31 protein-coding genes and 2 pseudogenes are annotated in these 24,689 nt (G+C 41.0%); 5 read left to right on the top strand and 28 right to left on the bottom strand.

All coding sequences use genetic code 11. The features are described from left to right. The coding region (locus H027_RS0116800) for an IS30 family transposase (RefSeq protein ID WP_024873588.1) at positions 1–608 on the top strand (608 nt) is incomplete at its 5' end. Positions 609–633: 25 nt separating this feature from the next. On the opposite strand, the gene H027_RS18160 is transcribed toward H027_RS0116800, so the two are convergent. The 3 genes from H027_RS18160 to H027_RS18760 are packed head-to-tail and all read right to left on the bottom strand — an operon-like array spanning position 634 to position 2,310. After that, entirely contained in the window at positions 634–996 is a 363-nt protein-coding gene (locus H027_RS18160; RefSeq protein ID WP_024873589.1) for a DUF7079 family protein, read from the bottom strand. Beyond that, positions 981–1,763: a hypothetical protein gene (locus H027_RS0116810; RefSeq protein ID WP_024873590.1), complete on the bottom strand. Its 783-nt coding sequence runs from the start codon at positions 1,761–1,763 to the stop codon at positions 981–983. Before H027_RS0116810 ends, H027_RS18160 begins: the two co-directional genes overlap by 16 nt. Continuing rightward, a complete protein-coding gene (locus H027_RS18760; RefSeq protein ID WP_024873591.1) occupies positions 1,756–2,310 on the bottom strand; it encodes a PAAR domain-containing protein in 555 nt (184 codons plus the stop codon). Before H027_RS18760 ends, H027_RS0116810 begins: the two co-directional genes overlap by 8 nt. A 1,215-nt stretch (positions 2,311–3,525) precedes the next feature. Between H027_RS18760 and H027_RS0116825 the strand changes: the two genes are divergently transcribed. After that, entirely contained in the window at positions 3,526–4,488 is a 963-nt protein-coding gene (locus H027_RS0116825; RefSeq protein ID WP_024873592.1) for an IS30 family transposase, read from the top strand. Positions 4,489–4,516: 28 nt separating this feature from the next. Here H027_RS0116825 and H027_RS0116830 read toward each other — a convergent pair whose 3' ends face one another. The 16 genes and pseudogenes from H027_RS0116830 to H027_RS0116910 all read right to left on the bottom strand — a co-directional run bounded on the left by H027_RS0116830 (position 4,517) and on the right by H027_RS0116910 (position 15,596). Then, complete coding sequence (locus H027_RS0116830; protein ID WP_024873593.1) at positions 4,517–5,782, bottom strand: hypothetical protein; 1,266 nt, start codon at positions 5,780–5,782, stop codon at positions 4,517–4,519. A gap of 321 nt (positions 5,783–6,103) precedes the next feature. Next, positions 6,104–6,508, bottom strand: a complete 405-nt coding sequence (locus tag H027_RS0116840) for an NUDIX hydrolase (protein ID WP_024873595.1) — start codon at positions 6,506–6,508, stop codon at positions 6,104–6,106. Between the two features lie 1,527 nt (positions 6,509–8,035). Beyond that, the gene (locus H027_RS0116845; protein WP_024873596.1) at positions 8,036–8,377 is read right to left on the bottom strand and encodes a hypothetical protein; all 342 of its coding nucleotides are present in this window, start codon (positions 8,375–8,377) and stop codon (positions 8,036–8,038) included. Positions 8,378–8,396: 19 nt separating this feature from the next. Next, complete coding sequence (locus H027_RS0116850) at positions 8,397–8,786, bottom strand: YybH family protein (RefSeq protein WP_024873597.1); 390 nt, start codon at positions 8,784–8,786, stop codon at positions 8,397–8,399. Between the two features lie 613 nt (positions 8,787–9,399). Then, positions 9,400–10,206, bottom strand: a complete 807-nt coding sequence (locus tag H027_RS0116860; protein ID WP_024873598.1) for an HNH endonuclease — start codon at positions 10,204–10,206, stop codon at positions 9,400–9,402. Between the two features lie 81 nt (positions 10,207–10,287). Beyond that, positions 10,288–10,590: pseudogene (locus tag H027_RS19425) on the bottom strand (hypothetical protein); the annotation flags it as partial. Between the two features lie 23 nt (positions 10,591–10,613). Continuing rightward, positions 10,614–10,988 (bottom strand): hypothetical protein, encoded by a 375-nt coding sequence (locus H027_RS19055; protein ID WP_202593508.1) that lies wholly within the window; start codon positions 10,986–10,988, stop codon positions 10,614–10,616. Positions 10,989–11,054: 66 nt separating this feature from the next. Next, on the bottom strand, positions 11,055–11,249 hold the full coding sequence (locus H027_RS19330; RefSeq protein ID WP_338064804.1) for a hypothetical protein: 195 nt from the start codon (positions 11,247–11,249) through the stop codon (positions 11,055–11,057). 15 nt (positions 11,250–11,264) lie between these two features. Next, positions 11,265–11,414, bottom strand: a pseudogene (locus H027_RS19430) (hypothetical protein); the annotation flags it as partial. After that, positions 11,387–11,611, bottom strand: a complete 225-nt coding sequence (locus tag H027_RS19065) for a hypothetical protein (RefSeq protein ID WP_024873601.1) — start codon at positions 11,609–11,611, stop codon at positions 11,387–11,389. The gene H027_RS19065 and the pseudogene H027_RS19430, both read right to left, overlap by 28 nt. A 591-nt stretch (positions 11,612–12,202) precedes the next feature. Next, positions 12,203–12,511, bottom strand: coding sequence for a hypothetical protein (locus H027_RS0116885; protein WP_024873602.1), 309 nt, complete (start codon positions 12,509–12,511; stop codon positions 12,203–12,205). Between the two features lie 583 nt (positions 12,512–13,094). Next, positions 13,095–13,733, bottom strand: coding sequence for an RDD family protein (locus H027_RS0116890; RefSeq protein ID WP_024873582.1), 639 nt, complete (start codon positions 13,731–13,733; stop codon positions 13,095–13,097). 110 nt (positions 13,734–13,843) lie between these two features. Beyond that, entirely contained in the window at positions 13,844–14,341 is a 498-nt protein-coding gene (locus tag H027_RS0116895; protein WP_024873603.1) for a GNAT family N-acetyltransferase, read from the bottom strand. Further along, positions 14,341–14,637 (bottom strand): type II toxin-antitoxin system TacA family antitoxin, encoded by a 297-nt coding sequence (locus H027_RS0116900; RefSeq protein ID WP_024873604.1) that lies wholly within the window; start codon positions 14,635–14,637, stop codon positions 14,341–14,343. Before H027_RS0116900 ends, H027_RS0116895 begins: the two co-directional genes overlap by 1 nt. A 145-nt stretch (positions 14,638–14,782) precedes the next feature. Beyond that, positions 14,783–15,217, bottom strand: a complete 435-nt coding sequence (locus H027_RS0116905; protein WP_051449063.1) for a DMT family transporter — start codon at positions 15,215–15,217, stop codon at positions 14,783–14,785. Positions 15,218–15,248: 31 nt separating this feature from the next. Next, positions 15,249–15,596, bottom strand: a complete 348-nt coding sequence (locus H027_RS0116910; RefSeq protein WP_024873606.1) for a cupin domain-containing protein — start codon at positions 15,594–15,596, stop codon at positions 15,249–15,251. A gap of 450 nt (positions 15,597–16,046) precedes the next feature. Here H027_RS0116910 and H027_RS0116915 point away from each other — a divergent pair, with 450 nt between their 5' ends. Together H027_RS0116915 and H027_RS0116920 are read left to right on the top strand one after the other, a co-directional pair. Beyond that, entirely contained in the window at positions 16,047–16,295 is a 249-nt protein-coding gene (locus H027_RS0116915; RefSeq protein WP_024873607.1) for a type II toxin-antitoxin system Phd/YefM family antitoxin, read from the top strand. Further along, positions 16,285–16,575, top strand: coding sequence for a type II toxin-antitoxin system RelE family toxin (locus H027_RS0116920; RefSeq protein ID WP_024873608.1), 291 nt, complete (start codon positions 16,285–16,287; stop codon positions 16,573–16,575). The genes H027_RS0116915 and H027_RS0116920 overlap by 11 nt, the downstream gene beginning before the upstream one ends. A gap of 762 nt (positions 16,576–17,337) precedes the next feature. On the opposite strand, the gene H027_RS0116925 is transcribed toward H027_RS0116920, so the two are convergent. The 3 genes from H027_RS0116925 to H027_RS0116935 all read right to left on the bottom strand — a co-directional run bounded on the left by H027_RS0116925 (position 17,338) and on the right by H027_RS0116935 (position 18,776). Next, the gene (locus H027_RS0116925; RefSeq protein WP_024873558.1) at positions 17,338–17,742 is read right to left on the bottom strand and encodes an NUDIX hydrolase; all 405 of its coding nucleotides are present in this window, start codon (positions 17,740–17,742) and stop codon (positions 17,338–17,340) included. Between the two features lie 75 nt (positions 17,743–17,817). After that, positions 17,818–18,294 carry a 2TM domain-containing protein gene (locus H027_RS0116930; protein ID WP_024873609.1) on the bottom strand — a complete coding sequence of 159 codons (477 nt, stop codon included), beginning with the start codon at positions 18,292–18,294 and terminating at the stop codon, positions 17,818–17,820. Between the two features lie 134 nt (positions 18,295–18,428). After that, on the bottom strand, positions 18,429–18,776 hold the full coding sequence (locus H027_RS0116935) for a RidA family protein (protein ID WP_024873610.1): 348 nt from the start codon (positions 18,774–18,776) through the stop codon (positions 18,429–18,431). A 123-nt stretch (positions 18,777–18,899) separates the two neighbouring features. Between H027_RS0116935 and H027_RS0116940 the strand changes: the two genes are divergently transcribed. Then, entirely contained in the window at positions 18,900–19,151 is a 252-nt protein-coding gene (locus tag H027_RS0116940) for a hypothetical protein (RefSeq protein WP_024873557.1), read from the top strand. Between the two features lie 247 nt (positions 19,152–19,398). On the opposite strand, the gene H027_RS0116945 is transcribed toward H027_RS0116940, so the two are convergent. The 6 genes from H027_RS0116945 to H027_RS0116970 form a co-directional block, all read right to left on the bottom strand. After that, entirely contained in the window at positions 19,399–19,827 is a 429-nt protein-coding gene (locus H027_RS0116945) for a helix-turn-helix domain-containing protein (RefSeq protein ID WP_024873537.1), read from the bottom strand. Continuing rightward, positions 19,824–20,138, bottom strand: a complete 315-nt coding sequence (locus H027_RS0116950; RefSeq protein WP_024873611.1) for a type II toxin-antitoxin system HigB family toxin — start codon at positions 20,136–20,138, stop codon at positions 19,824–19,826. The genes H027_RS0116945 and H027_RS0116950 overlap by 4 nt, the downstream gene beginning before the upstream one ends. Positions 20,139–20,256: 118 nt before the next feature. Then, a complete protein-coding gene (locus H027_RS0116955) occupies positions 20,257–20,805 on the bottom strand; it encodes a MerR family transcriptional regulator (RefSeq protein ID WP_024873612.1) in 549 nt (182 codons plus the stop codon). Positions 20,806–20,856: 51 nt separating this feature from the next. Continuing rightward, entirely contained in the window at positions 20,857–21,033 is a 177-nt protein-coding gene (locus tag H027_RS19070; protein ID WP_202593509.1) for a MerR family transcriptional regulator, read from the bottom strand. A 187-nt stretch (positions 21,034–21,220) separates the two neighbouring features. After that, positions 21,221–21,685 carry an acyltransferase gene (locus H027_RS0116965; protein WP_024873614.1) on the bottom strand — a complete coding sequence of 155 codons (465 nt, stop codon included), beginning with the start codon at positions 21,683–21,685 and terminating at the stop codon, positions 21,221–21,223. A gap of 1,021 nt (positions 21,686–22,706) precedes the next feature. Further along, positions 22,707–23,213 (bottom strand): DUF2199 domain-containing protein, encoded by a 507-nt coding sequence (locus H027_RS0116970; RefSeq protein WP_024873615.1) that lies wholly within the window; start codon positions 23,211–23,213, stop codon positions 22,707–22,709. Positions 23,214–24,689: the final 1,476 nt, after the last annotated feature.

Consider the following 24,689-nt stretch of genomic DNA (forward strand, 5'->3'; position numbering starts at 1 on the left):
TCTGGGCTGATAAAAATGAAGGCGGCAATCTTTGGCAATACCTGAGACAGTCGCCGAAAATTAGACGTAAACGCTATCGAAGCAAAGACAGCCGAGGGCGAGTAGCAGCCAAACGGCATATCAGCGAACGCCCTACACTAGTGAACGAACGAGAAGAGTTCGGACACTGGGAAATCGATACAGTCATTGGACACGGCAGTAAACATTGCCTAGTCACGATGGTAGAAAGACAAAGCCGCTATACCCTCATAGGCCAACTGGATGATCGGACAACAGAAAGCCTGAACAGACGAGTCGGTTGGCTGATCAAAGAAACGGGCCTACCATTTAAAACCATCACAGCCGACAACGGCACTGAATTTAACCAATATCAGCAGTTAGAACGTAGCCACGGTTGTGACTTTTACTTTGCGACGCCGTATCATTCGTGGGAGCGAGGAACCAACGAAAACACCAATGGTCTGATCAGACAATACATCCCCAAAAAGCAAAGCATGGCGTTGTTAGGTCAACGGCATTGCAGCGACATAGCCAGAAGATTAAACACGAGACCAAGGAAAGTGCTTGGATTTAAAACCCCGGAGGAATTTATCCGTGAGTATCGTTAAGCTATGTCGCACTTCAAACTTGAAGCTACGTAATTTTACTGTTGTTTTTAATTCTTTCTATATGTTCTGAAAATTCGCTCCATAAGCTAGATAAATAAAATCTTAAAAAATATCGAAGGAGTTTGTTTCTGAGCGTTTGATATTCATGCTTTCGTTTTTGAATGTTGTCTAATAATTCTTGTTCATCAAAAATTTCATACACAGGTGGTATAGGTGACATTAAGTTTGGATAGCAGTAAGGACCTACATAATTAAAAAAAGCAGTTTCAACGACAGCTAATGGGAAATGAGATACCACCTTGTGAATATATTCATAAGGTGGTTCAGCTTCGGCAAATAGGTAAGATAGAGCTACATATAAGTCTTTTTCTGTTACTTGATGTTCCATTTAGAAAACTCTTCTAATTCATCATCAAATTCATCAGCTACCGATGAGCCAATCAAACTTCCGGCTATTGAACCGGCCAACATAATTGCTATGGCACATACAGGTGCGCCCGGACCACAAATAGTTGATACAGACAAACTAGCCAGCCAGCCACCGACCAAGCCAGAACCAACAGTTATGCCTTGTTTCATTGTTTCTTTGGTTTTATTTTCGGCTGATGCTATTTCTGCTGCAGCTAGAGCTATAGTTATTACAATTCCAACTTTCCCCATTATACGTAGTCGTTTTGTCGCGGCGGTGACACTTGCTCTATCTCGTGCTGATGATTCTATTATTGAATAATATACTTTTGATTGCTCAGCAGCAGTTAACGCAGAGAATTCTTTTGAAAATAGAGATTGTGCATATTTGTCGAGCAATTTAGCAAATGAGGGTGGTTTGCTTTTTAATTTTTCAGCTACAGCTAATCCTTGCGCTGATGTATATGCTCGGTGTTCGGCCATTATTTTGTTGCGCATGTCATAGCAAAACTCTGCTGCTTCTTTGACTGTGATTTTCTTTGTCGAAAGCTCAGCCTTCACTTCTGTAACGATTCTATTGATATTCGATTTATAACTGGCTCTAACATTAGCGTCATTAATTGCATCTACAGAAAATTTTACTGCGGCTGATTCTAAGGCTGATATAGCAGCATCAACAACTTTCGGATCTTCAATAGGATGTGATTGTTTTGCCTGAAATTCTTTTGAAAAAATAATTTCATCCATTGATTAGGCTCCTGTTAATGCTATCGATGATAAAGTTAGAACAACCATCAACAGTATCATCAATATAATTAGGCACATTTTTCAATATGAATTTTGTACATGATTCAGTAAGTTGTGAAAAATGAATATGGTTATTTGAATCCAGTAAGCCTGATAATTCTGTACCATCAGCGAGAAATGCGGAACATTCCATATCAGCATAGCTATATTGGCTAGGTATAAAAAAGGAAAGCCAATTCGTTTGCTTGTCTGTGGTCGGATTAGATTCAGACATTGGAGCCTGATCACCAATGAGAACATTTCCTGATCCGGAAATGAGTACTCCACCATGTGATGTGGCTGATCCTATGATTGCAGCAGGAAGTCCATTAATAAAAACGCTTGAGCTACCCGATATTATATTGGCACCGCAACTTGTCGAATCACCGATACGGGCAGCAGGGACTCCGTTAATAAAAACATTGGGTGAGCCTGTGGCGATGCTATTAACACCATGCCCTGTCTGAGGGCATGCGTGCTGATCGCCTTTTCTTGCAGCTGAAGTCATAAGGTTACCTTGTTGGTTCAAAATGAAGCCACTCTGTTTTAACCATGACGTCAAGGCAACCTGTCATTTTTTGCATTTCCGCAATATTTGCTAAATTATCTAACTATAAGTTCAACGGCGGCACACAGTGCCGTCCAGTGAGCAACGCGAACGTGTTTGAACGCCTTGTTAGGTAGGAGAATAAAGGAAATATCTTTTATTCATCACCTCTGGACTGGCTAATTGGTACACGGACTTCAATGCTGCCACTGCACCGACTTCAAACCACCGCTCGGAATTACCCACTGACAGGCTTGAAATTGCCCGTTGACGTTATGTTTCACCGAAATTATTCAGGAAACGGGGAGTGGTCGTTTCAAACCAAAACGCCTGGATGATGAGCCGCTTCAGGCGTACACCCCGACGGACTTGAAGGTTGCCGAAGACATAACCAGTGCGGATTTGAATTACACACTGTAATGAGATCATGAGTTATGCAAGGCAACCATTTCACCGGAAGTGAGCAGTAAACAACACGGAACCCTCATACCAGCCGCTTTAAGGCTCGAATTTACCGCAAAATAATTAAGAAAATTAATTACCTAACTATAAGTTAAACGGCGGCACGCAGTGCCGTCCAGTGAGCAAAGCGAACGTGTTTAAACACCTTGTTAGGTAGGAGAACAAAGGAAATATCTTTTATTCATCACCACTGAGCTGGCTAATTGGTACACAGACTTCAATGCTGCCACTGCGCCCGCTTTAAACCACCGCTCGGAATTACCCGCCGACAGATTTGAAACTGCCGGTTTACGTTATGTTTCACTGAAACTATTCGGGAAACGGGGAGTGGCCGCATCAAACCAAAATGCCCGGATGATGAGCCGCTCCAGGCGTACACACCGACGGCCTTGAAGGTTGCCGAAGACATAACCAGTGCAAGATAGAATTCCACACAGGAAGTGAGATCATGCGTTATGCAAGGCAACCACTTCACCGGAAGTGAGCTGCAAATAACACGGAACCCTCATACCAGCCGCTTTAAGGCTCGAATTTTCCGTAAAAAAATTAAAAAAATTAATTACCTAACTTCAACTTATGAGGCGGTTGAAAACCGTCCCTCATTAAGTTTTTGTTAGGCTCGGCGGATTCATATACTAAGTGCAACACAGCAGAAGCTAAAAACGGTAAGCTGTGATAATGGTTTTCTTCGCTCCGACCAAGAAGTGAAGAACCATGAAATATCAACAACTCACCGAGGCTGAAAGATATGTGCTTTCAGCCTTAAGAAAGCAAGGGCTGAGTAATGCCCAGATAGCCAAAGCGTTAGGTCGTCACCGTAGTACTATCGGTCGGGAACTCTCCCGAAATGCCTGCTGGGTAACCGATGGATGTTACAGACCTAGTAAAGCGCAACGGAGAACCAAAGCCAGACGAAGGCGCTCAAGACGAAATAAAAGGTTAAAACCTGAAGATTTCATCATCGTTGAGATGTTGCTTGCTCTTGAATGGAGTCCAGAACAAATCGTCGGATTTCTCAAGAGACATAATTACAAAATCGTCAGCCATGAATCGATTTATCAGTATATTTGGGCAGACAAAGCGAATGGTGGCCGCGTATGGCAAAAACTACGTCATGCAGTGAAACAAAGGCGTAAACGCTATCGGAGCAAGGATAGCCGCGGGCGTTTACGCAATAAAAGACATATCAGTGAACGACCATCAGTGGTTGATGCACGTATCGAGATAGGCCATTGGGAAATCGATACGGTAATGGGCTGTGGTAGCAAACACTGCATTGTCACGTTAGTAGAACGAGCCACTGGTTATACGTTGATTGGTCAATTGAATGACCGGACAACGGAAAGTCTGAACCGCCGCGTGATAGAACTGATACTGCACTCAGGCAAAGAATTTAAGACCATCACCGCGGATAACGGTACTGAATTTCATCAATATGAAGTCATAGAGCAAGCCACCGGCGTAGCATTTTACTTTGCGACCCCCCATCATTCGTGGGAGCGCGGAACAAACGAAAACACCAATGGCTTGATCAGACAATACTTGCCGAAAAAGAGCAGTATGTCATGGCTAAAGCAGGCGGATTGCGATGCGATAGCCAAGAGATTAAACACGCGGCCGAGGAAAAGATTAGGCTTTATAACCCCAGAGCGAAGTTACCATGAACGCATACTATGAATGTTGCACTTCAAACTTGATATTAGGCTCATTTTAATAAATCACTTATACCCATTTCTCTAAGTGTTTCACATTCGATCGCAAGTTGAAGTAAACCTGCACTGCTTGAGTGAACTGCTTGATTTGAAAAAATTTCTTTTAATTGCATCATACTGACGCTTGATATTTTAATTGATTCAGAACTTCCTATTATAGGTTGTAGACTATAGTCCCTATCATCAATAACAATTAAGAACGAGGCCTCATGTCGGAGAACAGAAAGATCAGTAATAATTCCAAGAAATTCGAAACTTGCTTTATTTTTGGAAATTAAGTTTAATACTGTTGAAACATGATTCTCTGTTAATATTGAATTTGAGTCTCGACCGTCATTGCAAAAACTAAACTCTTCAATATTGTAAAGTTCTTCTGCATATTCTCTCAATACAGCATTTTTGATATCAAAGCCTTGCTCTATTAGTATTTTGTTATCATCTGATTCATCACCGAAAATTTCGAATCCACCTGCTGGTTGAATCTGCCAAATATCTGGTTTAACTGCTACATTTTTTTGTCTTTGTGCAATAATAGCTTTCCATGAAATGTTTTCTGGTTCTTTATAATCTTTATAAATGATAAGAGCTTGAACGCTAATTAACGGGCAAGCATCAGAAGGCTTTAAAATCGCTAATGATGGATGTTTGTTACCATGATATTTGGTGCGATATTTTAGATCTTTTTCTATATTTATCTCTTTTTTATTGTTTTTTTCATAATATTTATACAGTTCGAACTCAAGAATATGAGAGGTAACTAAGTTTTGCTCATAAGTAATGGTTTTCGCTAAAATATTTTTAACTTTTCCATTAGCATCTAAGATTAATTCATCTGTGGCAAACCCTTTCATTTTGGGTCTTTTTACTGAGCCACCAAGAAATTTCAAGTATTTTTTTTGGTGTTTGTCGAAAGGGAAATAAATGACATTGCTTGATAGCAAATGACATAAATCATTAAATGGATAAATTATCTCTCTACTCGAACGAATGATTGTTGCTGGATATTCTCTATTATATAGAGTGACAAATTCAGATTTTGAATATGTTTTTTTGAAAAAAGACAACTGCCATTTCAAGTAGTCACTATTATTCATTTTTTTGTTTGTTTTATACCTTAGCTCTCTGTTCTTAGTATCTTTTTTTGTTTTTAGCCATGAAATTAATTTGCTTACAAATTTAAAAATAGGGAATGCAAGACAGATCCCCAAGAGATTTGCCAGCCAACTAAGATTGTTCCAAAAATTAAAAAAATCACTCATAAATAATAAGACTCGATGGATGATAGAGTGTATTCGCCTAACTATTACTTATGGGGCAGCACGCAGTGCTGTCCGCCATTAAGTTTTTGTTATGTGATTTTGGCTGCAGCAAAAGACGGTTTTTTGAGAGCAAAAGCTACCGCACTGACTATCGACAATCAGATGCCCAACACCCGTGTTCTGCTCTTGATTTACTCATATGAACATGATGCCGAATGGTACTGAAAGAGACAAATGAAATCGGAGACTCAATTAATGAAAACTGAGCTATATCAATGCTGTGCATCATATCTGTGCAAGGTGATGATTGATTAATCAGCATTAGAATTTAGCACTGGTAACAACACCCGAAAAATTAAGACAGTCAGATATGCGCTGCTGTTGGACAGCACTGAGTTCTGAAATTGAGGTATAGCGAAATTCAGAATGTTCGTGGCTGGGGATGATGTTAGAAGGTGAGGGCAGTTCGCATCGGAAAATGAAAGCCTGTGAATTATAGGCAGAATGGAAATACACACCACTGAGATAATGGATCAAAATGTCAGCCCCGAGTTCTTCACGGCACTCGCGGATCAACGCTTCATGAATGGTTTCGTCGGGCTCTAATGCACCGCCAGGAAGCCCCCAGGATTTGGAACCGTAATCGGCTTTTAACAGTAAAACGTGCCCTTCGGAATTAAGAATAACCGCATGACTACTGAGTCTGAATTTATCATCAAAAGCCATGACAACTCCTTAATCACATAACTATAAGTTAAACGGCGGCACGCAGTGTCGTCCAGTGAGCAAAGCGAACGTGTTTAAACGCCTTGTTAGGTAGGAGAATAAAGGAAATATCTTTCATTCATCACCACTGAACTGACTAATTGGTACACGGACTTCAATGTTGCCACTGCACCCGCTTTAAACCACCGCTCGGAATTACCCGCCGACAGGCTTGAAACTGCCTGCTGGTTTTATGTTTCACTGAAATTATTCAGGAAACGGGCAGTGGTCGTTTCAAACCAAAACACCCGGATGATGAGCCGCTTCAGGCGTACACACCGACGGACTTGAAGGTTGCCGAAGACATAACCAGTGCAAGATAAAATTCCACACTGGAAGTGAGATCATGCGTTATGCAAGGCAACCACTTCACCGGAAGTGAGCCGTTAATAACACTGAACCCTCATACCAGCCGCTTTAAGGCTCGAGTTTTCCGTAAAAAATTAAGAAAATTAATTACCTAACTATAAGTTAAACGGCGGCACGCAGTGCCGTCCAGTGAGCAAAGCGAACGTGTTTAAACGCCTTGTTAGGTAGGAGAATAAAGGAAATATTTTTTATTCATTACCACTGGACTGGCTAATTGGTACACAGACTTCAATGTTGCCACTGCACCCGCTTTAAACCACCGCTCGGAATTACCCGCCGACGGGCTTGAAACTGCCTGCTGGTTTTATGTTTCACTGTCATTATTCAGGAAACGGGGAGTGGTAGCCTCAAACTATGTGCCCGGATGATGAACCGCTCCAGGCGTACACACCGACGGACTTGAAGGTTGCCGAAGACATAACCAGTGCAAGATCGAATTCCACACAGGAAGTGAGATCATGAGTTATGCAAAGCAATCACTTCACCGGAAGTGAGCCGCAAACAACACGGAACCCACATACCCACCGCTTTAAGGCTCGAATTTACCGCAAAAAAATTAAGAAAATTAATTACCTAACTATAAGTTAAACGGCGGCACGTAGTGCCGTCCAGTGAGCAAAGCGAACGTGTTTAAACGCCTTGTTAGGTAGGAGAATAAAAGAAATATCTTTTATTCATCACCACTGAACTGGCTAATTGGTACACGGACTTCAATGCTGCCACTGCACCCGCTTCAAACCACCGCTCGGAATTACCCGCCGACGGGCTTGAAACAGCCAATTTACTTTATGTTTCGCTGACATTATTCAGGAAACGGGCAGTGGTCATCTCAAATCGAAACGCCCGGATGATGAGCCGCTCCAGGCGTACACACCGACGGCCTTGAAGGTTGCCGAAGACATAACCAGTGCAAGATAGAACTCCACACAGGAAGTGAGATCATGCGTTATGCAAGGCAACCACTTCACCGGAAGTGAGCGGCAAATAACACGGAACCCTCATACCAGCCGCTTTAAGGCTTGAATTTTCCGCAAAATAATTAAGAAAATTAATTACCTAACTTCGTTTTATGCGGTGGCGAAGCCATCCGCCATTAAAATTTTGTTAGACGTTTTTTTGCTATCGACCAAGATGTCTCTCAATCAGGTCTGCTAATTTTTGATTAAGAAGCTCTTCAAAACGAGACAACTCAATTTGGTATTTTCGAAAATAGATTGAAGCCATATCAACAGGCAGATTTTTATCGCCGATTTTGTACTGGATTTCGGGTAACGATTTATCATATCGAGGGATGATAGACCATAGGATAAAATCGTTGGCTAACTTCACGAAATCGTTTTGTGCAGAATGACAAAAATCTTCAATATAATCTTTGCCATTGGGACCCAAACAGCCGGGTTCAATACGGTAAATGATAGTTAATTTTGAATTGTTATTTAGTGTGCTCTCGTTAGTCGTCATATTTCTCAATTCATATTGATTATTGGGTGTGTTCAAGCAGGTCATGGCCATAAGAGTTATCAATTACGCAAAGCCAACCTTTTTGTGCAAAATGCTGAAAAACATAAGTGGCTTTACGCTCAAGGGGCGGCTGATTATTAGCGGACACCTTTGTTTTAGCTAACACCAATGCCGTGTCACCTGACTCTAATATTTCTAAGCCTGCTTGTGTGACATCAAGAGAATGCTCGAAATAGGCAGCAATAGCGATAAAAGCTTTCTTAATTTGTTCTTTACCAATGACGTTCATGCCTGGTTTAACCACCAAAACGGCATTTTCGGCATAAATATCAATTAAAGTATCAAAATCTTCAGCATTGATTGCAGAGTCAGCTTTATTGATCAGAAGTTCGATTGGATGCTGTGCCATTTATTTCTCCAAATCTGAGTAACCATTCGAATTGGCTTTTTAACTCTGGTGACATTAACTCGGAAATTGTTTGAAAAAAGAACAAACGTCTAACTATAAGTTAAACGGCGGCACGCAGTGCCGTCCAGTGAGCAAGGCGAACGTGTTTAAACGCCTTGTTAGGTAGGAGAATAAAGGAAATATCATTTATTCATCACCACTGAACTGGCTAATTGGTACACAGACTTCAATGCTGCCACTGTACCCGCTTCAAACCACCGCTCGGAATTACCCACGGACAGGCTTGAAACTGCCTGCTGGTTTTATGTTTCACTGACATCATTCAGGAAATGGGCAGTGGTCGTTTCAAACCAAAACGCCCGGATGATAAGCCGCTCCAGGCGTACACACCGACGGACTTGAAGGTTGCCGAAGACATAACCAGTGCAAAATAGAATTTCACACTGGAAGTGAGATCATGAGTTATGCAAGGCAACCATTTCACCGGAAGTGAGCCGTAAACAACACGGAACCCTCATACCAGCCGCTTTAAGGCTCGAAGTTTCCACAAAATAATTAAGAAAATTAATTACCTAACTTCTAATTGTGGGGCAGCGTAGCTGTCCCACACCAATTATTTGTTAGAAACTTGCCCTAATAACGTAACTAATTCTTGAATGCTCAGAGTGCTAGATTTCTTTAAGTGGACAACTGCATGGCAGTTTGCGCAAAGGGGCTTTAAGTCAGTTTCAGGATTTACGTCATGTTTGCCATCAAAATCTGATATTGGCTTTTCATGATGTATATGAATAAAGTTCTCAGCATATTCACCATAATGCTCTTTAAAGCTGAACCCACAAGCGACACATGTAGTGCCGTGAATTGCTATAGCCTGTCGCCTTAGTTTGGGATTTCTCTCATAGATTGCGACATATTTTAAAGTTTTTGAACCTTCTTGATATGACTCAAACTGTTCGAGTTGATCCGTTTGCTTGTTTACTTCATATGGTGCAACTGGCTCAAACACATTATCGAGATCTGAATCTTCTAGAATCGAAAAATAGACTGACTCAGTAATCGGACGAACACCATTTCGCCAATAATTCGTTTTTTGGCTTTCTGGGATAAGTTCGTAGTAGGTTTCGTTTTTCTTGTTAAGAACTGGGGATTTAAACTTTATGAATTTATTGATTGTCGCAAAATAGTCATTTTTGTCGCTGGCTTTATCAGGATAGATACTACCGATTTCAGCAATACCGAAATAATGTGGTTCGGGTGTTAATCTAGATTCTGAGTAAATTTTGTTCGTTAACTTGCCTTTGTAATAGATAACCTTTGTACCAGGTTCTAGGTATTTTAAATATCGTTTAGGAAAATGATAAAGACAGCCAGTGTCATCACTCCACTGTGATTCGTCGTTCTCAGTAATGATGCTAAACACTATTTCTCCTAAAGTTTCTAACTTTTACTTAAATGGCGGCACGTAGTGCCGTCCAATTTCAAGTTTTTGTTATGAACAAACTCAGATCAAAGGCATGAAGATTGAGCCTTTGTTTGGTGTAAACAATCTTTCGTATAATCTACATGCTTCATTGTCAGTCATACTGGCTAAATAGTCACAAATAACGCGATCAATGTTTGTTTCGTTTTCATCAATTTTCTTTTGAACAATTGATGGAAGTAAATTAAATGGCTTAGATTTCAATGTGTTAAATAAATCGGTTAAAATCTTCTGACCTTTATATTCTAATGTTTGTAAATGTGGTTGAGATATCACCTCTTCATACACAAAATCTTTAAAAGAAGATAATATGCCATCAGTTTCTTCATTGAATTTGGCTTGAAAATCTAATAATGGAGATTCAAAAACATTTTTTTATGGACTTCAACTCTATGGGTAAGCACATTTATTATAGAGCTGATTGCAGTTTTTATATCTTCAATTTTATTAGAGCAAAGTTTTGTGGATAGATATGAATCTGATTGCTTTGAATATTTTCGTGTAACTATCAACGATAGTTTTTTTAATTCATTTTCTAGTTTTTCACAAACGCGCTGCGATGACACCAACCCCATAACAAGTGCGTCTTCTAAGTCATGAATGCCATATGCAATATCATCTGCACATTCCATTATGCTTGCATCGAATGATTTATGTATTGTTTTTCTTTTACCTTTTTTCTCCTCTATAGATGAAAAAAGAGTCTTGTCTTGGTCAGACAAAGGGGATAACACCCAATTCAAAGCATCTATTTCTGTATCATGAATACATTTTGGTGGTGACCAATTTTAAATATCTATAGGGGTAATATTTTGATATTTAGAATAATCTTTGCCTAGATCTGAGAATGCTGCTGGATATTTTAAGACACCTAACAAAGATCTTCTGGTTAAGTTATAACCAAAGCCTGATGAGAACTCACCTAATTTAGTTAGTATTCTGAAAGTTTGCCCATTTCCTTCAAAACCACCATGTTTATGCATAAAGTAATTTAAAGTTCTTTCACCGTTATGACCAAACGCTGGATGCCCTAAATCATGCGCTAAACAAATCGTTTCGATTAGCGATATGGATGGAATCCAAGATTTGAAATCTAATTCACTATTTTTTGCCTTATAATTTAATATATGTACAAGTGTGGCACCAATTTGTGCAACTTCATAGAATGGGTGAGATGCGTTCTGAAAAAATCACTTTCACCTACTTGATGAACTTGTGTTTTAGCTTGTAATCTCCGGAAAGCCATCGAATTGATAATTCTGCTTTTATCAATTCTGTAAAAATAATCATGATCTGTTGATGCATCTCTTTTTCTTTCGGATTGTCTTTCTACCCATTTTTCCATAGATATTTCCTTTGTTTATAACTATTACTTATGGGGCAGCACGTAGTGCTGTCCACCATTAAGTTTTTGTTATGTTTTGGGTGATAACGACAAATTAACTGCCATTTTTGGATATATCTATAATTATCTTGTTCGCGGATAAATTAGAACAAAGTGTCCAGCCAAAGTTATACATTTTATCTCTTAGAAAGCATGACCAGTTGTTCTGATTGTGCTGCTTAAACAAAACATAAACCATTTGGTTTTTCATCAATGTTAGCTTAGGAATGATGTTATTTCGTTGACTTACAATCTCATTACCGACTTCCGAAATTGAATTGTAGATCGGGGTTGGATCAATCGTTTGAGCAACCCAAGCATAGCCAAAATAAAGGTATAGCTTAGAACTGATAGCAGCCAGCATGATTAGTGGGATAGATAAGTAAAATAATTTTTTTATTATCTTCTTCATACGGTACATGTTTCAGGAACTGAGGTTAATTAAGTATAGTTCATGCTTGAGTAATGTATGTTTTTGCTATGCATCATGGATTAAAGTTATTATATTTCAATCTGTTGCCAAGTTGGCTAAAGATTGAGTCTGTCATTTTTCTAATCAATGGGCGTGTTTAACATGTGAAAAGCACTAATTCGAGCTAATTTATTCATTTCCACAATATCGATAAATAATTGAAGTCTGTTATCGACAACCGTATCAATGTCAGCCTGAGTCATATCATGGAATATTGAACACGACATGATAAGTTGTCGGATTTTCGGTATATCGAGTAAAAAACCGTGGTCAGACATGTATTGTTCAAGGAAATCAAAAGCTAAAAGGAGTTGGCTTTCATTGGAAGATGCATCTTCTGCTGCAATCCAGCGTAACAACTTTTCAGTAGATTTTTCGGATAGAGCCATATGATAAATCGAAATAAAGTGAGGACGTCATAAAAACATAACTATAAGTTAAACGGCGGCACGTGTGCCGTCCAGTGAGCAAAGCGAACGTGTTTAAACGCCTTGTTAGGTAGGAGAATAAAGGAAATATCTTTTATTCATCACCGCTGGACTGGCTAATTGGTGCACAGACTTCAATGTTGCCATTGCACCCGCTTTAAACCACCGCTCGGAATTACACGCCGACGGGCTTGAAACGGCCCCTTTGCGTTATGTTTCACTGACATTATTCAGGAAACGGGGAGTGGTCGTTTCAAACCAAAAAGCCCGGATGATGAGCCGCTTCAGGCGTACACCCCGACGGACTTGAAGGTTGCCGAAGACATAACCAGTGCGGATTTGAATTACACACTGAAAGTGAGATCATGAGTTATGCAAGGCAACCACTTCACCGGTAGTGAGCCGCAAATAACACGGAACCCTCATACCAGCCGCTTTAAGGCTCGAATTTTCCGCAAAAAAATTAAGAAAATTAATTACCTAACTATTACTTATGGGGCAGCACGGAGTGCTGTCCGCCATTAAGTTTTTGTTAGCTTTTGCCCTAATTTGTGACTAAATTTAATTCAGGTGTAAATTGCTGGATAAGCAGATTTATGATGAACAATGTCAATAATATCACTTTAATTTTGTTTTTATGTTTTGTTTCTTCGAATTTTATAACGACTGTATCTGCGATAAAATCATGAATTGATCTGCGTTTTGTATTACACATCATCGTTATAAACTCAAGCAGCGACAAAAATAAAATCGGTGATCCGAATAGCATTAGCGTAAAATGATTACCTAATGCTCTATTGGCTAGCATGCCATGAGATAAGTTAAATAATTGTATAGTTAAAAATATTAAACTAAAGCTAGAAAATAAAATTTGACGAAGGACCGCATGTTTGGGGCCAACCTCACACTCATTAGATGTTAGTATCTTAATTCCGGAAGCCATTTTTCCTGGTGTTTGGCCAAATCGTGCAACGAAATAGTAATAGTAGTAAATGATGACTGCAGTATAAAAAACGCTCCAAATCTGAAGTGTCAGTGGATTTGATATTGAATTCCATAGATATTTATCAAACCATGCAAAAGGAGCCAATGCAGCGGAATCAAGACATGCTGCTATTATTCGTCGTTTTAAAGTACAAAATTTATCTGGAACATAATTATCATTTTCTATTGTGCTTTCCATGATTTATTACCCATGCATTTATAATAAAAAAGCTAACTTCGATTTAAGTGGCGGCACGTAGTGCCGTCCAACATTAAATTTTTGTTATGCCAAACGCAGATCATGAATGATTAACGAATTAGCTTTCGTGCGTCTTTAAGCAATAATACCAGTTGTCTTTCTCTCACTGGTGATGAAATAAAGCCGAATCGCTCATAAAATTTGGATGCCAGTTCATCAATAGGATGAGTCAGTAAGGCTCGAATGCCGACTTGCTCCGAAATCATCATGGTGCGGCGGATGGCATCTTGCAGCATACCGACACCAAGCCCTGAGCCTTGGTGTATTTTTGAGACTGCTAACCTAGCCAGAATAACGACAGGAATAGGATATTGTCCCATGCCACGGCGAATTCGTTCAGGTGCATCATAGGTTTCTACTTGCCCCACGGTGAGACTAAAATAACCCACAACCACATTGTCTTCGCAAACGACAAAAGTTTTAGCAGAACCACTGGATTGAGCTTGTCTGGCATGACGTAAAAGCCATTCATTCAATGTTGGGTTGCCGCAATCAAATTGTTCGAAAAGGTGTTTATCATGTAACACCTCTGGTTTTGAAATGGGCATTATTTCTCCCAAGGAGCTGTGCGGGAGAAAAGGTCTTGTAAGCCCTGATTTTCTTGAGTCGGTTGATCAAGCATATCCAGTAGGTCTTGATATTGTTCACCAGAAACGACGAATAGACGTTGATCAAGTAGCGTCTGTTCAGCAGCATGACATGCACTATCAAGAATGAAATCAGTTAATGATTTGTGCGAAATATCCGCAGCGCGACGTAGTACTGCTTCTTGCTCAGGCGTAGCCCGAAGCCCGAGACGAGCAGAACGTGAAGTTCGTGAAACAGAAGATGCAGAGCTGGCCATGATTATCTCGACTAACAAAAAATGAACAACTTAATGTTAGTACAATGAACAAACAAAATCTAGTTTGAAAAGGGCATAACTATTACTTATGGGGCAGCACATAGTGCTGTCCGCCATTAAGTTTTTGTTATGCAGTTGATGCAGATTACCCGCGTCGAACAGCTAAAAAAACACCGATAGCCATCAGAATGAGACCGATTGTTCGTTGTAAGGTAATTGCATGAGTTGGTGCACCAAACAAGTCAAATTGATCAATGGCAGCCATTGATATGAGTTGGCCGAGAAGTACAAAAGCAACCGCATTGCCAACGCCGAATTTGGGAGCTATCCATGTGACGCTGAGGACGTAGAAAGCGACAAACGTGCCACCTAAGTAGAAATAAAACGGTAACGATGTATTTGGGAATGGCTTAACACCACCTTCTACAGCAAAAAGGAAAGCGACCGAAATTAACAACGCAACCCAAAATAAGATTGAAGCGGCGAAAGCGGTGCTCCCGTATGTCGAACCCAACGTTGCACTTAACGCCGCCATAATTGGGATGATTCGTAATGTATTCAATCGACGAGATAAGCGCATCAAGTCGATGGCTGCTGAGGTTGGCTTCTCATCACAGCTTTACGATATCGACAGATATCTCCACGGCAGAGACAGAACCTCTATTTTCAAGCCAATGAACTGTGTTTCTGTCTTCTGGCCAGCCGACGCCCGGGCCATAATCGGTAGCTACACCATTTCGATGGTCAGTAATTGTGCCTTGTAATATATAAACGGTACCCGGTCTGTCTTTATGGTCGTGAAGCGGGCCGAAAACACCACCAGGTTCAATAGTTACCATCCGCATTCGGAGTTGACGTCCGGTCATGCCCTCAATCTCAGGGCCGAGGTCAACTGTTGTAAGTAATTGCACCGTAAGACCTTTAGTCTCAGGTACTGCCTGTTCATTTTCATTGTTCATCGTGCATTCCTCTCTGTACTTTCAGGGCTTAACAGTTGTGTTGAAAGGAATTAATTTGAATAGTTTTGTCAGCAAAGATGAAAAACAAAACGCATAGACTAAATCTAGTCTCAAATACGCAAGAGAGTAAAAATGAACCAAGATTTATCTAAAATAAGAGGCATACGAAGCCAATAAGCTGGGGCGCAACTAAGCGCGTCTCAGTCGAGATTGAAATAACACGGGATATCATGTCCGTGTTTTTAGAGGCCCGAAATTAGCACTGAAAATTATAAAGGACAAAAACTGCATAACTTCGACTTAAGTGGCAGCACGTAGTGCTGTCCAACTTTAAGTTTTTGTTAAACTTATTGCGTTTCTCAGTGGTAACTGAGAGTGGTGCTGATAACGATTGGAAAATCACCACAAGCCCACTATAATGACCTAATAAAAGACCTATTAGGAGGTTCTATGACAGCCCGAATTCTTGCTGATGTTGCCGCTAGTATCACTGAACTAAAAGCCAACCCCATGAAGGTTGTTAGTAGTGGCTATGGTGAACCAGTCGCCGTATTAAACCGCAATGAACCAGCTTTCTATTGTGTACCAGCAGAAGCCTATGAGCTTTTAATGGATCGCTTGGAGGATCTGGAACTTTTAGCTATCGCCAAAGAACGCCAGGATGAACCAAGTATCACGGTAGATCTAAATGACCTATAAATTAGATTTCAAGAAATCTGCATTGAAAGAATGGCAAAAGCTTGGTTCCACAATCAGAGAGCAATTGAAGAAAAAACTGGCTGAGAGATTGGAAAATCCACATGTACCAGCAGCAAAACTTTCTGGAGCAGATAATCTCTACAAGATCAAACTGCGGCAATCAGGCTACAGATTAGTCTATCAAGTTGAAGACAATATTATTACTGTTGTTGTTCTTTCTATCGGTAAACGCGAAAGAAATGATGTTTATAAATCTGCACTAGGCCGAATTGAGCAATAAGTTTAACTATAAGTTAAACGGCGGCAAGTAGTGCCGTCCAGTGAGCAAAGCGAACGTGTTTAAACGCCTTGTTAGGTAGGAGAATAAAGGAAATATCTTTTATTCATTACCACTGGACTTGCTAATTGGTGCACAGACTTCAATGCTGCCACTGCGCCTGCTTTAAACCACCGCTCGGAATTACCCGCCGACATATTTGAAACTGCCGGTTTACGTTATGTTTCACTGACATTATTCAGGAAACGGGGAGTGGTTGCCGCAAACCATTATGCCTGGATGATGAGCCGCTTCAGGCGTACACACCGACGGCCTAGAAGGTTGCCGAAGACATAACCAGCGCAGACTAGAATTCTACACTGAAAGTGAGATCATGAGTTATGCGAGGCAACCATTTCACCGGAAGTGAGCCGCAAACAACACTTAACCCTCATACCAGCCGCTGTAAGGCTTGAATTTACCGCAAAAAAATTAAGAAAATTAATTACCTAACTTCGTTTTATGCGGTGGCACGTAGTGCCATCCGACATTAAAATTTTGTTATGTGATTTTGTCTTGCAGCAAACAAGTCGATTTTGAGAGGCATGGCTACCGCACTGATTAATGACAGATCAGATGCCCAACACCGATTTTCTGCTTTTGATTTGCTCATAGAAACATGATGCCGAATGGTGCTAACAGAGACAAATGAAATCGAGGACTCAATTAAGTAAAACTGAGCTATATCAAGGTTATGAGCTGATTTAGCAGGATAAACGAATTGCGTTAAAACTTGGCACTGACGACAACTCCAGAATAATTAAGACAGTCAGAAATGCGCTGTTGTTGGACGCCACTGAGTTCTGAAATTGCGGCATAACGAAATTCAGAATGTTCGTTGCTGAGGATGATGTTAGAAGGTGAGGGCAGTTCACAGCGAAAAATGAAAGCCTGTGAATTGTAGGCTGAATGGAAATACACACCGCTGAGATAATTGATGAGAACGTCAGAACCCAGTTCTTCACGGCACTCTCGGAGCAAGGCTTCGTGAATGGTTTCGCCAGGTTCTAATGCACCACCAGGAAGCCCCCAAGATTTAGCGCCATAATCAGCTTTTAAGAGCAAAACTTCGCCGACAGAATTGAGAATAACAGCGTGACTGCTGAGTCTGAATTTATCATCAAAGGCCATGACTACCTCTAATCACATAACTTCGAATTATGGGGCCACGAAGTGGTCCCACATTAATTTTTTGTTATGTGATTTTTACAGTTTTCTGCCTAGGAGTTTTTCGATTTGCCGCTTTTCCCAAGCAGGGCTAAAGAAATGAAACACTTCAAACACATTTAATCCATGTGATAAAACACCAATACCCCAGCCAAGCATTGGCCACCAAGCCCAGATATAACTGCGGTCGGTAGTAAAATTAATAATAAACAAGATAGAAATAACAACGACGTATTTTATGACATGGGAATAAAACCCTTTAATGTCACGCACATATTCAATTGCTTTCTGTTCTGTCTCATCAAGTTGAGTTGTCTGATTTTCGTGAGTCATGTCATTCTCCATTTGTAGTTCAGTGACATGAACATCAAAAACAGCCGCCAGTGATTTTAATGAATCAAGACCTGGAGTTTGACCGCGTTCAATTCGCTGAATAGTGCGAATGCTGAGGCCACTCAGTTGAGGGAGTTGATCTTGAGACCAACCACGTTGAAGTCTTAATTTACGAACAATCATTGTTATCCCTCTGTCTCTGGTGTTCGACTGAAACTATGAGACAAAACAAGAAGCTGGTGTGACGACATCTCTACGACACGGTTATGACAAACCAATTAAATCAGATAGTTGTGAACGCGTTGTTTATGCTGGGATTATTTACAAAAAGCAATTCCCTCTATCATCACTAAGCAATCAGAGTCGAAAAATTCTGTTGTTGCCGTCATGCGGGCGGGGCATTTAGTTGGCTCAAAATAGTCTAGGAATTGCTTTTCCATGAATGGTAAATCTTGAATGTTCTTAAGCCATACAGTTACTTTTACGATTGAAGAGAGTGGTAAGTTGAGCTCTTCAAGTGTTTTCTGCATTCCCAGAATGGCACCATTTAGCTGTTCTGCAAAGCTATTGCCAAATCCACGGTGGAGGGAAAGGAAAGCATAGTCTCCTGCGACGACGGCAGATGAATAACTAAACGGAGTTGGTACGTGTTTTATCTCAGACATGATTTCACCTCTGTAGATATTCAATTAAAGGGATTACTGGAGATCACATAACTTTTAATTAAACGGCGGCACGCAGTGCCGTCCAGTGAGCGATAGCGAACGGGTTTGAATTAGTTGTTAGGTATGAACAAAGAAAAATATATTCATCATCAACAACAAAACTGGCTAAGTGGAACCACAGGCTGCAATGTTGCAACTGGGCCAGCTTTAAACAACCGCTTGGAATTACTCGCCGACAATATCGATGCAGCGAAATTTGCTGAAACATCGACTGACTTATTCAGTGAGCGGGAGTGGTTGCTAAAAACACTGTGCCGCGATGATGAGCCGCTTAGGCGTTACACACTGACAGCGCTGATGGTTGCCGACACGTAACCCGCGCAGGCTTTCAGTTTGCCACTTCACGTGAATTCATGTGTTGCGCGAGGCAACCCACGCTCAGATAGTGAGCCGTAAAAACCACTAGACCATCTGCACAGCCGCTTTAGGGCTGGAATTCACCGCCAACAATAAAGCCGTTTTTATTACCTAACTTTTAATTAACCGGCGGCACGTAGTGCCGTCCAGTGAGCAAAGCGAACGAGGTTGAATTAGTTGTTAGACGCTTTTGTTTTTCGCTTTGTTAGTTCGAGTGATTGAAAAATAGAGCAGGGCTGATTTTGAAGCGATCGCACAATGCCTGAATATGGTCTTTTGATAGCTTACGTGTGCCACCAAGGATCATGGAGACCATGCTTTTGCCGCCAATTTCATTTTTAAAATCATCGGTTTTCAAATGGTATTGATCCATGAGTGTTCGCAACACCGCTGCACCACTGTCTAATGTCGCCACCTTGCGATTGAACTCAGCAAATTCAGGCGCATTATTCTCCCAGCGTTCAATCGACGCAGAAAGTAACTCAATGAGTGGTTCGTAGAGATCGTATTCTTCAATCAGCTCCTCCATAAAGGAAAGAGCCTGTTCGTATTTTTCATTGTTGCTGATGTGAACAAGAAAACTGGCATTGGAGAACAATGACCGTGCCTGTTCTTTCACTTGTAAGAAGCTCATCGTTCAGACTCCTTAGCGTATTTTTTGCAAAGTTTATCGTATTCAGCATGCGTCACGATGTGTTTGACGTACATGCGGTTATCTCTGAACACAATGAAAGCAATCATGCGCAGGTTGTTGTCACCGATGTCGATCACCCACCATTTTTTCTTGTATTTGAAGTTATCAAGACTGGGAAAAACGGCTTTTAACTCAAGTGGATCGTCAAAGTTGCCGTTTCGCAGCACTTTATAAGCAGCTTCAATGGCGGTTGCATCTTTAGGATAAAGTTTAACCGCATCATTAAATGGCTTTCGGGAAATTACATGCACAAGCAGATCTCATTGGTTCACTATACGTAAACTTTAGCAGTGATTTGTCATGTTCACAAGTGGTGAATTTCTTTAGTCTAACTTCGACTTAATTGGCGGCACGTAGTGCCGTCCAAATTTAAGTTTTTGTTAGATTTGTTTTTATGCCCGCTTGGGACCACTGTCTTATCGCATCAATTTCACTTTGCTCTATCGACAATGATTCAAGGAATATTTGATGGCCATGAGGCGAAGTTTTTTCGAACTCAATGTGCCATTTGCGCATTCCCAACTCATCAAGACCTGCTTTGGCTAACAATGATACCCATGTCTTTTTATCAATAAAGCTTGAGTTGGGGAGAGTATGTTCTTGTTTCATAATACGCAATATCGTTTGTTGCTGTTCTCGAAGCTCATTAATTTCTTGGTTTATGGCGAAAAGCCGATCGTCTAATGCGTCATGCAGGTGGCTATTGGCACCAGAAAGAATTGCGTTGATAGAGTCAAGCGACAAACCTGCTTGTCGATATAACGTGATTTTCTCCATTTTTCTGATGTCATCGTCAGAATAAAGGCGGTAATTGGCATTACTTCTACCGCTGGGACTCAATAAGCCAATTGAGTCATAGTAGAGTAGGGTGCTACGCGATATAGCAAATTTTTTCGCAATCTGACTGATAGTATGCATTTGTATATATGTAAATTAATCAGCAGCCCACAGAGAGGCTGCTGAGAGTTGTTATTGCTTGCGATTATCACGTATCACTTTGATTTCATCTGCTGCGATTTGTAGCCACTCCAGAAAAGCCTGATGCTCATCGGGATAAGTGTTCTCAAATTGCTGATGCCAATTGCGCATTTGTTCATCATTCAATCCAATCGATTGAAACAACGAAATCCACTTTTCTTTAGTCATGCTGTAAGTCTTCATAGCTTATCTCGTGTAGGAAGGCGGTCATTTACCGTCAGAAGAGATGTTGAAGTATGAAGTTATAGTCAGGTCAAGCACGAATATTTGGAAAAAATCTAACTTCGATTTAAGTGGCGGCACATAGTGCCGTCCAACTTTAAATTTTTGTTAAGTTTTTGAACCACAGCAATACTCAGAGCTTTCTTGATAGTCTTGCTGGATTGCCTAAATAAGTACCTGGCACAGTAATATCTTTTGTGACAACTGCACCCGCACCAATGACTGCCCCAGAGCAAATATGAACGGGGAGTATTGTTGCATTCGAGCCAATCGTTACTTTGTTTTCAATAACGGTTCGACCCCATGAGTTTGGATCAGCGTTAGGGGAGCCATCTTTGAATAAATCATTTGCGAACATCACACCATGACCGATGAAACAGTCATCACCTATTGTGACAAATTCACAAATAAAGGTATGAGACTGGATCTTTGTACGTTGGCCGATTGATACGTTTTTTTGGATCTCGACAAAGGGACCGACAAAAGAATTATCACCAATGTTACAGCCGTAGATATTGGATGGTTCAACGACTTTTACATTACGTCCGAAACGCACATCACGAATAGAAGCATTTAGAGTAATTGGTTGGTTATTCATGTGACTGTTGCCATTGATTGATCATGTTTTTAGAGATATTTGATTTATAGCAAACGCAACGAAATAAGAACATTGCTTACGAATTAAACACTGAACATGCAGTTCAAGAACTTAACTATAAGTTAAACGGCGGCACGCGTGCCGTCCAGTGAGCAAAGCGAACGTGTTTAAACGTCTTGTTAGGTAGGAGAACAAAGGAAATATCTTTTATTCATTACCACGGGACTGGCTAATTGGTACACGGACTTCAATGCTGCCACTGGTTCGCTTTAAACCACCGCTCGGAATTACCCGCCGACAGGTTTGAAACTGCCTGCTGGTTTTATGTTTCACTGAAAGTATTCAGGATACGGGCTGTGGTTGTCTTACACCAACATGCCTGGATGATGAGCCGCTTTAGGCGTACACACGACGGAGCTGATGGGTTGCTGGAGATATAACGCCTCACAAAATCTTATTAAACACGGTGAAGCTGAAAACTGTTATGCGTAAGCAACCCTAGACACCAGAAGTGAGCCGCAAACAACACGGAACCCTCATGCCAGCCGCTTTAAGGCTCGAATTTTTCCGTAAAAAAATTAAGAAAATTAATACCTAACTTCCAGTTAACGGGCTGGGCTCAGCGAAGCGGAGACCAGTCCAGTGAGCAACGCGAACGGCGTTGAACGCCTTGTTATGCAGTATTGAAAAGATCAACTCAATTTCAACGCAAGGAATAACGACTGGTTTCTCGGGCTAGCGTTCAACACTGTAAACAAAAAAAATGGTTGTAAGGAATTACTCTCGACGGCGTTAATGTGCAGAAGCTCATAATCGCCATCTCAAATTCGCTGAAGCTCACGACTAACATTGTTTGGCGTATTATGAGCGGGCACCACGCGGCGATAGTGAGCCGTAGATAACACAGGACTTGCAGTCAACACCGCTTTAAAACGTGAATTTCCCGCAAAAACTTTCAGCAAATTAAAACTGCATAACTTTTACTTGTGGGGTTGCGAAGCAATCCCACACCAAGTTTTTGTTAGCCGTGCATGCATATTTCAGCAATCTGTTGGGCTTTTTCTATAGTAATGCCATTCACAAAATCACGATAAAACTCATGATCTGCTTCGTGCAGAATCAAGATAGGCCGTAGCCCATTGTTTTGAGGATAAACATCGGCTGCTAATGCATATGTATTTTTGTAATAGGGTAGATGATTACAAAACCAGCCAAAGTAAACAGTATTTGGTTCTGTGGTTTCAACGTTTTCTAAATAATGGTGATAATTTTTTTCACTCAATGATGTCCAAACACCCCACCTAAATGGTTCCTGAATACCATGAATTGGTATGGATATCATCACTTTTGCAAAATAGTGGTCACCATCACTGTCTTTGTAATAACAGAGATCTGTTGTTAGTTTGCCTGCTTGTTTAATTTCTTCTGATTGTTCTGAGTATGAACTCGGTGCATTAAATGAAAAACTCGGAGATCCTTCATGTACTTTTTGACAACATGAACATTTGAAACTGAATATACTTGCCATTACTGAATCTCCATTGCCGGCTAACTATAAGTTAAACGGCGGCACACAGTGCCGTCCAGTGAGCAAAGCGAACGTGTTTAAACGCCTTGTTAGGTAGGAGAATAAAGGAAATATCTTTTATTCATCACCACTGTACTGGCTAATTGGTACACATACTTCAATGCTGCCACTGAACCGACTTCAAACCACCACTCGGAATTACCCGCTGACAGATTTGAAACAGCCAATTTGCTTTATGTTTCACTGAAATTATTCAGGAAACGGGCAGTGGTCGTTTCAAACCAAAACGCCCGGATGATGAGCCGCTTCAGGCGTACACACCGACGGCCTTGAAGGTTGCCGAAGACATAACCAGTGCGGAGTCGAATTACACATCGGCAGTGAGATCATGAGTTATGCAAGGCAACCACTTCACCGGTAGTGAGCCGCAAATAACACGGAACCCTCATACCAGCCGCTTTAAGATTCAAATTTACCGCAAAAAAATTAAGAAAATTAATTACCTAACTTTTAATTAAACGGCGGCACGTAGTGCCGTCCAGTGAGCAAAGCGAACGTGTTTAAACGCCTTGTTAGGTAGGAGAATAAAGGAAATATCTTTTATTCATCACCACTGAACTGGCTAATTGGTACACGGACTTCAATGCTGCCACTGCACCCGCTTTAAACCACCGCTCGGAATTACCCGCTGACAGACTTGAAACAGCCAATTTGCTTTATGTTTTACTGAAATTATTCAGGAAACAGGCAGTGGTCGTTTCAAACCAAAACGCCCGGATGATGAGCCGCTCCAGGTGTACACACCGACGGCCTTGAAGGTTGCCGAAGACATAACTAGTGCGGAATTGAATTACACACCGAAAGTGAGGTCATGAGTTATGCAAGGCAACCATTTCACCGGAAGTGAGCCGCAAATAACACAGAACCCTCATACCAGCCGCTTTAAGACTCCAATTTACCGCAAAAAAATTAAGAAAATTAATTACCTAACTATAAGTTAAACGGCGGCACGCAGTGCCGTCCAGTGAGCAAAGCGAACGTGTTTAAACGCCTTGTTAGGTAGGAGAATAAAGGATATATCTTTTATTCATCACCACTGAACTGGCTAATTGGTACACGGACTTCAATGCGGCCACTGCACCTGCTTTAAACCACCGCTCGGAATTACCCACCGACAGAGTTGAAACTGCCGGTTTACTTTGTGTTTCACTGACATCATTCAGGAAATGGGGAGTGGGCATCTCAAATCGAAACGCCCGGATGATGAGCCGCTCCAGGCATACACACCGACGGCCTAGAAGGTTGCCGAAGACATAACCAGTGCGGAATCGAATTACACACCGGAAGTGAGATCATGAGTTATGCAAGGCAACCATTTCACCGGAAGTGAGCCGCAAACAACACGGAACCCTCATACCAGCCGCTTTAAGGCTCGAATTTACCGCAAAAAATTAAGAAAATTAATTACCTAACTTC

Source organism: Tolumonas lignilytica (assembly GCF_000527035.1).
GTDB lineage: Bacteria > Pseudomonadota > Gammaproteobacteria > Enterobacterales > Aeromonadaceae > Tolumonas > Tolumonas lignilytica.

Excerpts from the sequence above, each read along its gene's own strand:
- H027_RS18160 (WP_024873589.1), bottom strand. The coding sequence starts at position 996 with ATGGAACATCAAGTAACAGAAAAAGACTTATATGTAGCTCTATCTTAC.
- H027_RS0116810 (WP_024873590.1), bottom strand. The coding sequence starts at position 1,763 with ATGGATGAAATTATTTTTTCAAAAGAATTTCAGGCAAAACAATCACAT.
- H027_RS18760 (WP_024873591.1), bottom strand. The coding sequence starts at position 2,310 with ATGACTTCAGCTGCAAGAAAAGGCGATCAGCACGCATGCCCTCAGACA.
- H027_RS0116825 (WP_024873592.1), top strand. The coding sequence starts at position 3,526 with ATGAAATATCAACAACTCACCGAGGCTGAAAGATATGTGCTTTCAGCC.
- H027_RS0116830 (WP_024873593.1), bottom strand. The coding sequence starts at position 5,782 with ATGAGTGATTTTTTTAATTTTTGGAACAATCTTAGTTGGCTGGCAAAT.
- H027_RS0116840 (WP_024873595.1), bottom strand. The coding sequence starts at position 6,508 with ATGGCTTTTGATGATAAATTCAGACTCAGTAGTCATGCGGTTATTCTT.
- H027_RS0116845 (WP_024873596.1), bottom strand. The coding sequence starts at position 8,377 with ATGACGACTAACGAGAGCACACTAAATAACAATTCAAAATTAACTATC.
- H027_RS0116850 (WP_024873597.1), bottom strand. The coding sequence starts at position 8,786 with ATGGCACAGCATCCAATCGAACTTCTGATCAATAAAGCTGACTCTGCA.
- H027_RS19330 (WP_338064804.1), bottom strand. The coding sequence starts at position 11,249 with ATGCATAAACATGGTGGTTTTGAAGGAAATGGGCAAACTTTCAGAATA.
- H027_RS19065 (WP_024873601.1), bottom strand. The coding sequence starts at position 11,611 with ATGGAAAAATGGGTAGAAAGACAATCCGAAAGAAAAAGAGATGCATCA.
- H027_RS0116885 (WP_024873602.1), bottom strand. The coding sequence starts at position 12,511 with ATGGCTCTATCCGAAAAATCTACTGAAAAGTTGTTACGCTGGATTGCA.
- H027_RS0116890 (WP_024873582.1), bottom strand. The coding sequence starts at position 13,733 with ATGGAAAGCACAATAGAAAATGATAATTATGTTCCAGATAAATTTTGT.
- H027_RS0116895 (WP_024873603.1), bottom strand. The coding sequence starts at position 14,341 with ATGCCCATTTCAAAACCAGAGGTGTTACATGATAAACACCTTTTCGAA.
- H027_RS0116900 (WP_024873604.1), bottom strand. The coding sequence starts at position 14,637 with ATGGCCAGCTCTGCATCTTCTGTTTCACGAACTTCACGTTCTGCTCGT.
- H027_RS0116905 (WP_051449063.1), bottom strand. The coding sequence starts at position 15,217 with ATGCGCTTATCTCGTCGATTGAATACATTACGAATCATCCCAATTATG.
- H027_RS0116910 (WP_024873606.1), bottom strand. The coding sequence starts at position 15,596 with ATGAACAATGAAAATGAACAGGCAGTACCTGAGACTAAAGGTCTTACG.
- H027_RS0116915 (WP_024873607.1), top strand. The coding sequence starts at position 16,047 with ATGACAGCCCGAATTCTTGCTGATGTTGCCGCTAGTATCACTGAACTA.
- H027_RS0116920 (WP_024873608.1), top strand. The coding sequence starts at position 16,285 with ATGACCTATAAATTAGATTTCAAGAAATCTGCATTGAAAGAATGGCAA.
- H027_RS0116925 (WP_024873558.1), bottom strand. The coding sequence starts at position 17,742 with ATGGCCTTTGATGATAAATTCAGACTCAGCAGTCACGCTGTTATTCTC.
- H027_RS0116930 (WP_024873609.1), bottom strand. The coding sequence starts at position 18,294 with ATGATTGTTCGTAAATTAAGACTTCAACGTGGTTGGTCTCAAGATCAA.
- H027_RS0116935 (WP_024873610.1), bottom strand. The coding sequence starts at position 18,776 with ATGTCTGAGATAAAACACGTACCAACTCCGTTTAGTTATTCATCTGCC.
- H027_RS0116940 (WP_024873557.1), top strand. The coding sequence starts at position 18,900 with ATGAACAAAGAAAAATATATTCATCATCAACAACAAAACTGGCTAAGT.
- H027_RS0116945 (WP_024873537.1), bottom strand. The coding sequence starts at position 19,827 with ATGAGCTTCTTACAAGTGAAAGAACAGGCACGGTCATTGTTCTCCAAT.
- H027_RS0116955 (WP_024873612.1), bottom strand. The coding sequence starts at position 20,805 with ATGCATACTATCAGTCAGATTGCGAAAAAATTTGCTATATCGCGTAGC.
- H027_RS19070 (WP_202593509.1), bottom strand. The coding sequence starts at position 21,033 with ATGACTAAAGAAAAGTGGATTTCGTTGTTTCAATCGATTGGATTGAAT.
- H027_RS0116965 (WP_024873614.1), bottom strand. The coding sequence starts at position 21,685 with ATGAATAACCAACCAATTACTCTAAATGCTTCTATTCGTGATGTGCGT.
- H027_RS0116970 (WP_024873615.1), bottom strand. The coding sequence starts at position 23,213 with ATGGCAAGTATATTCAGTTTCAAATGTTCATGTTGTCAAAAAGTACAT.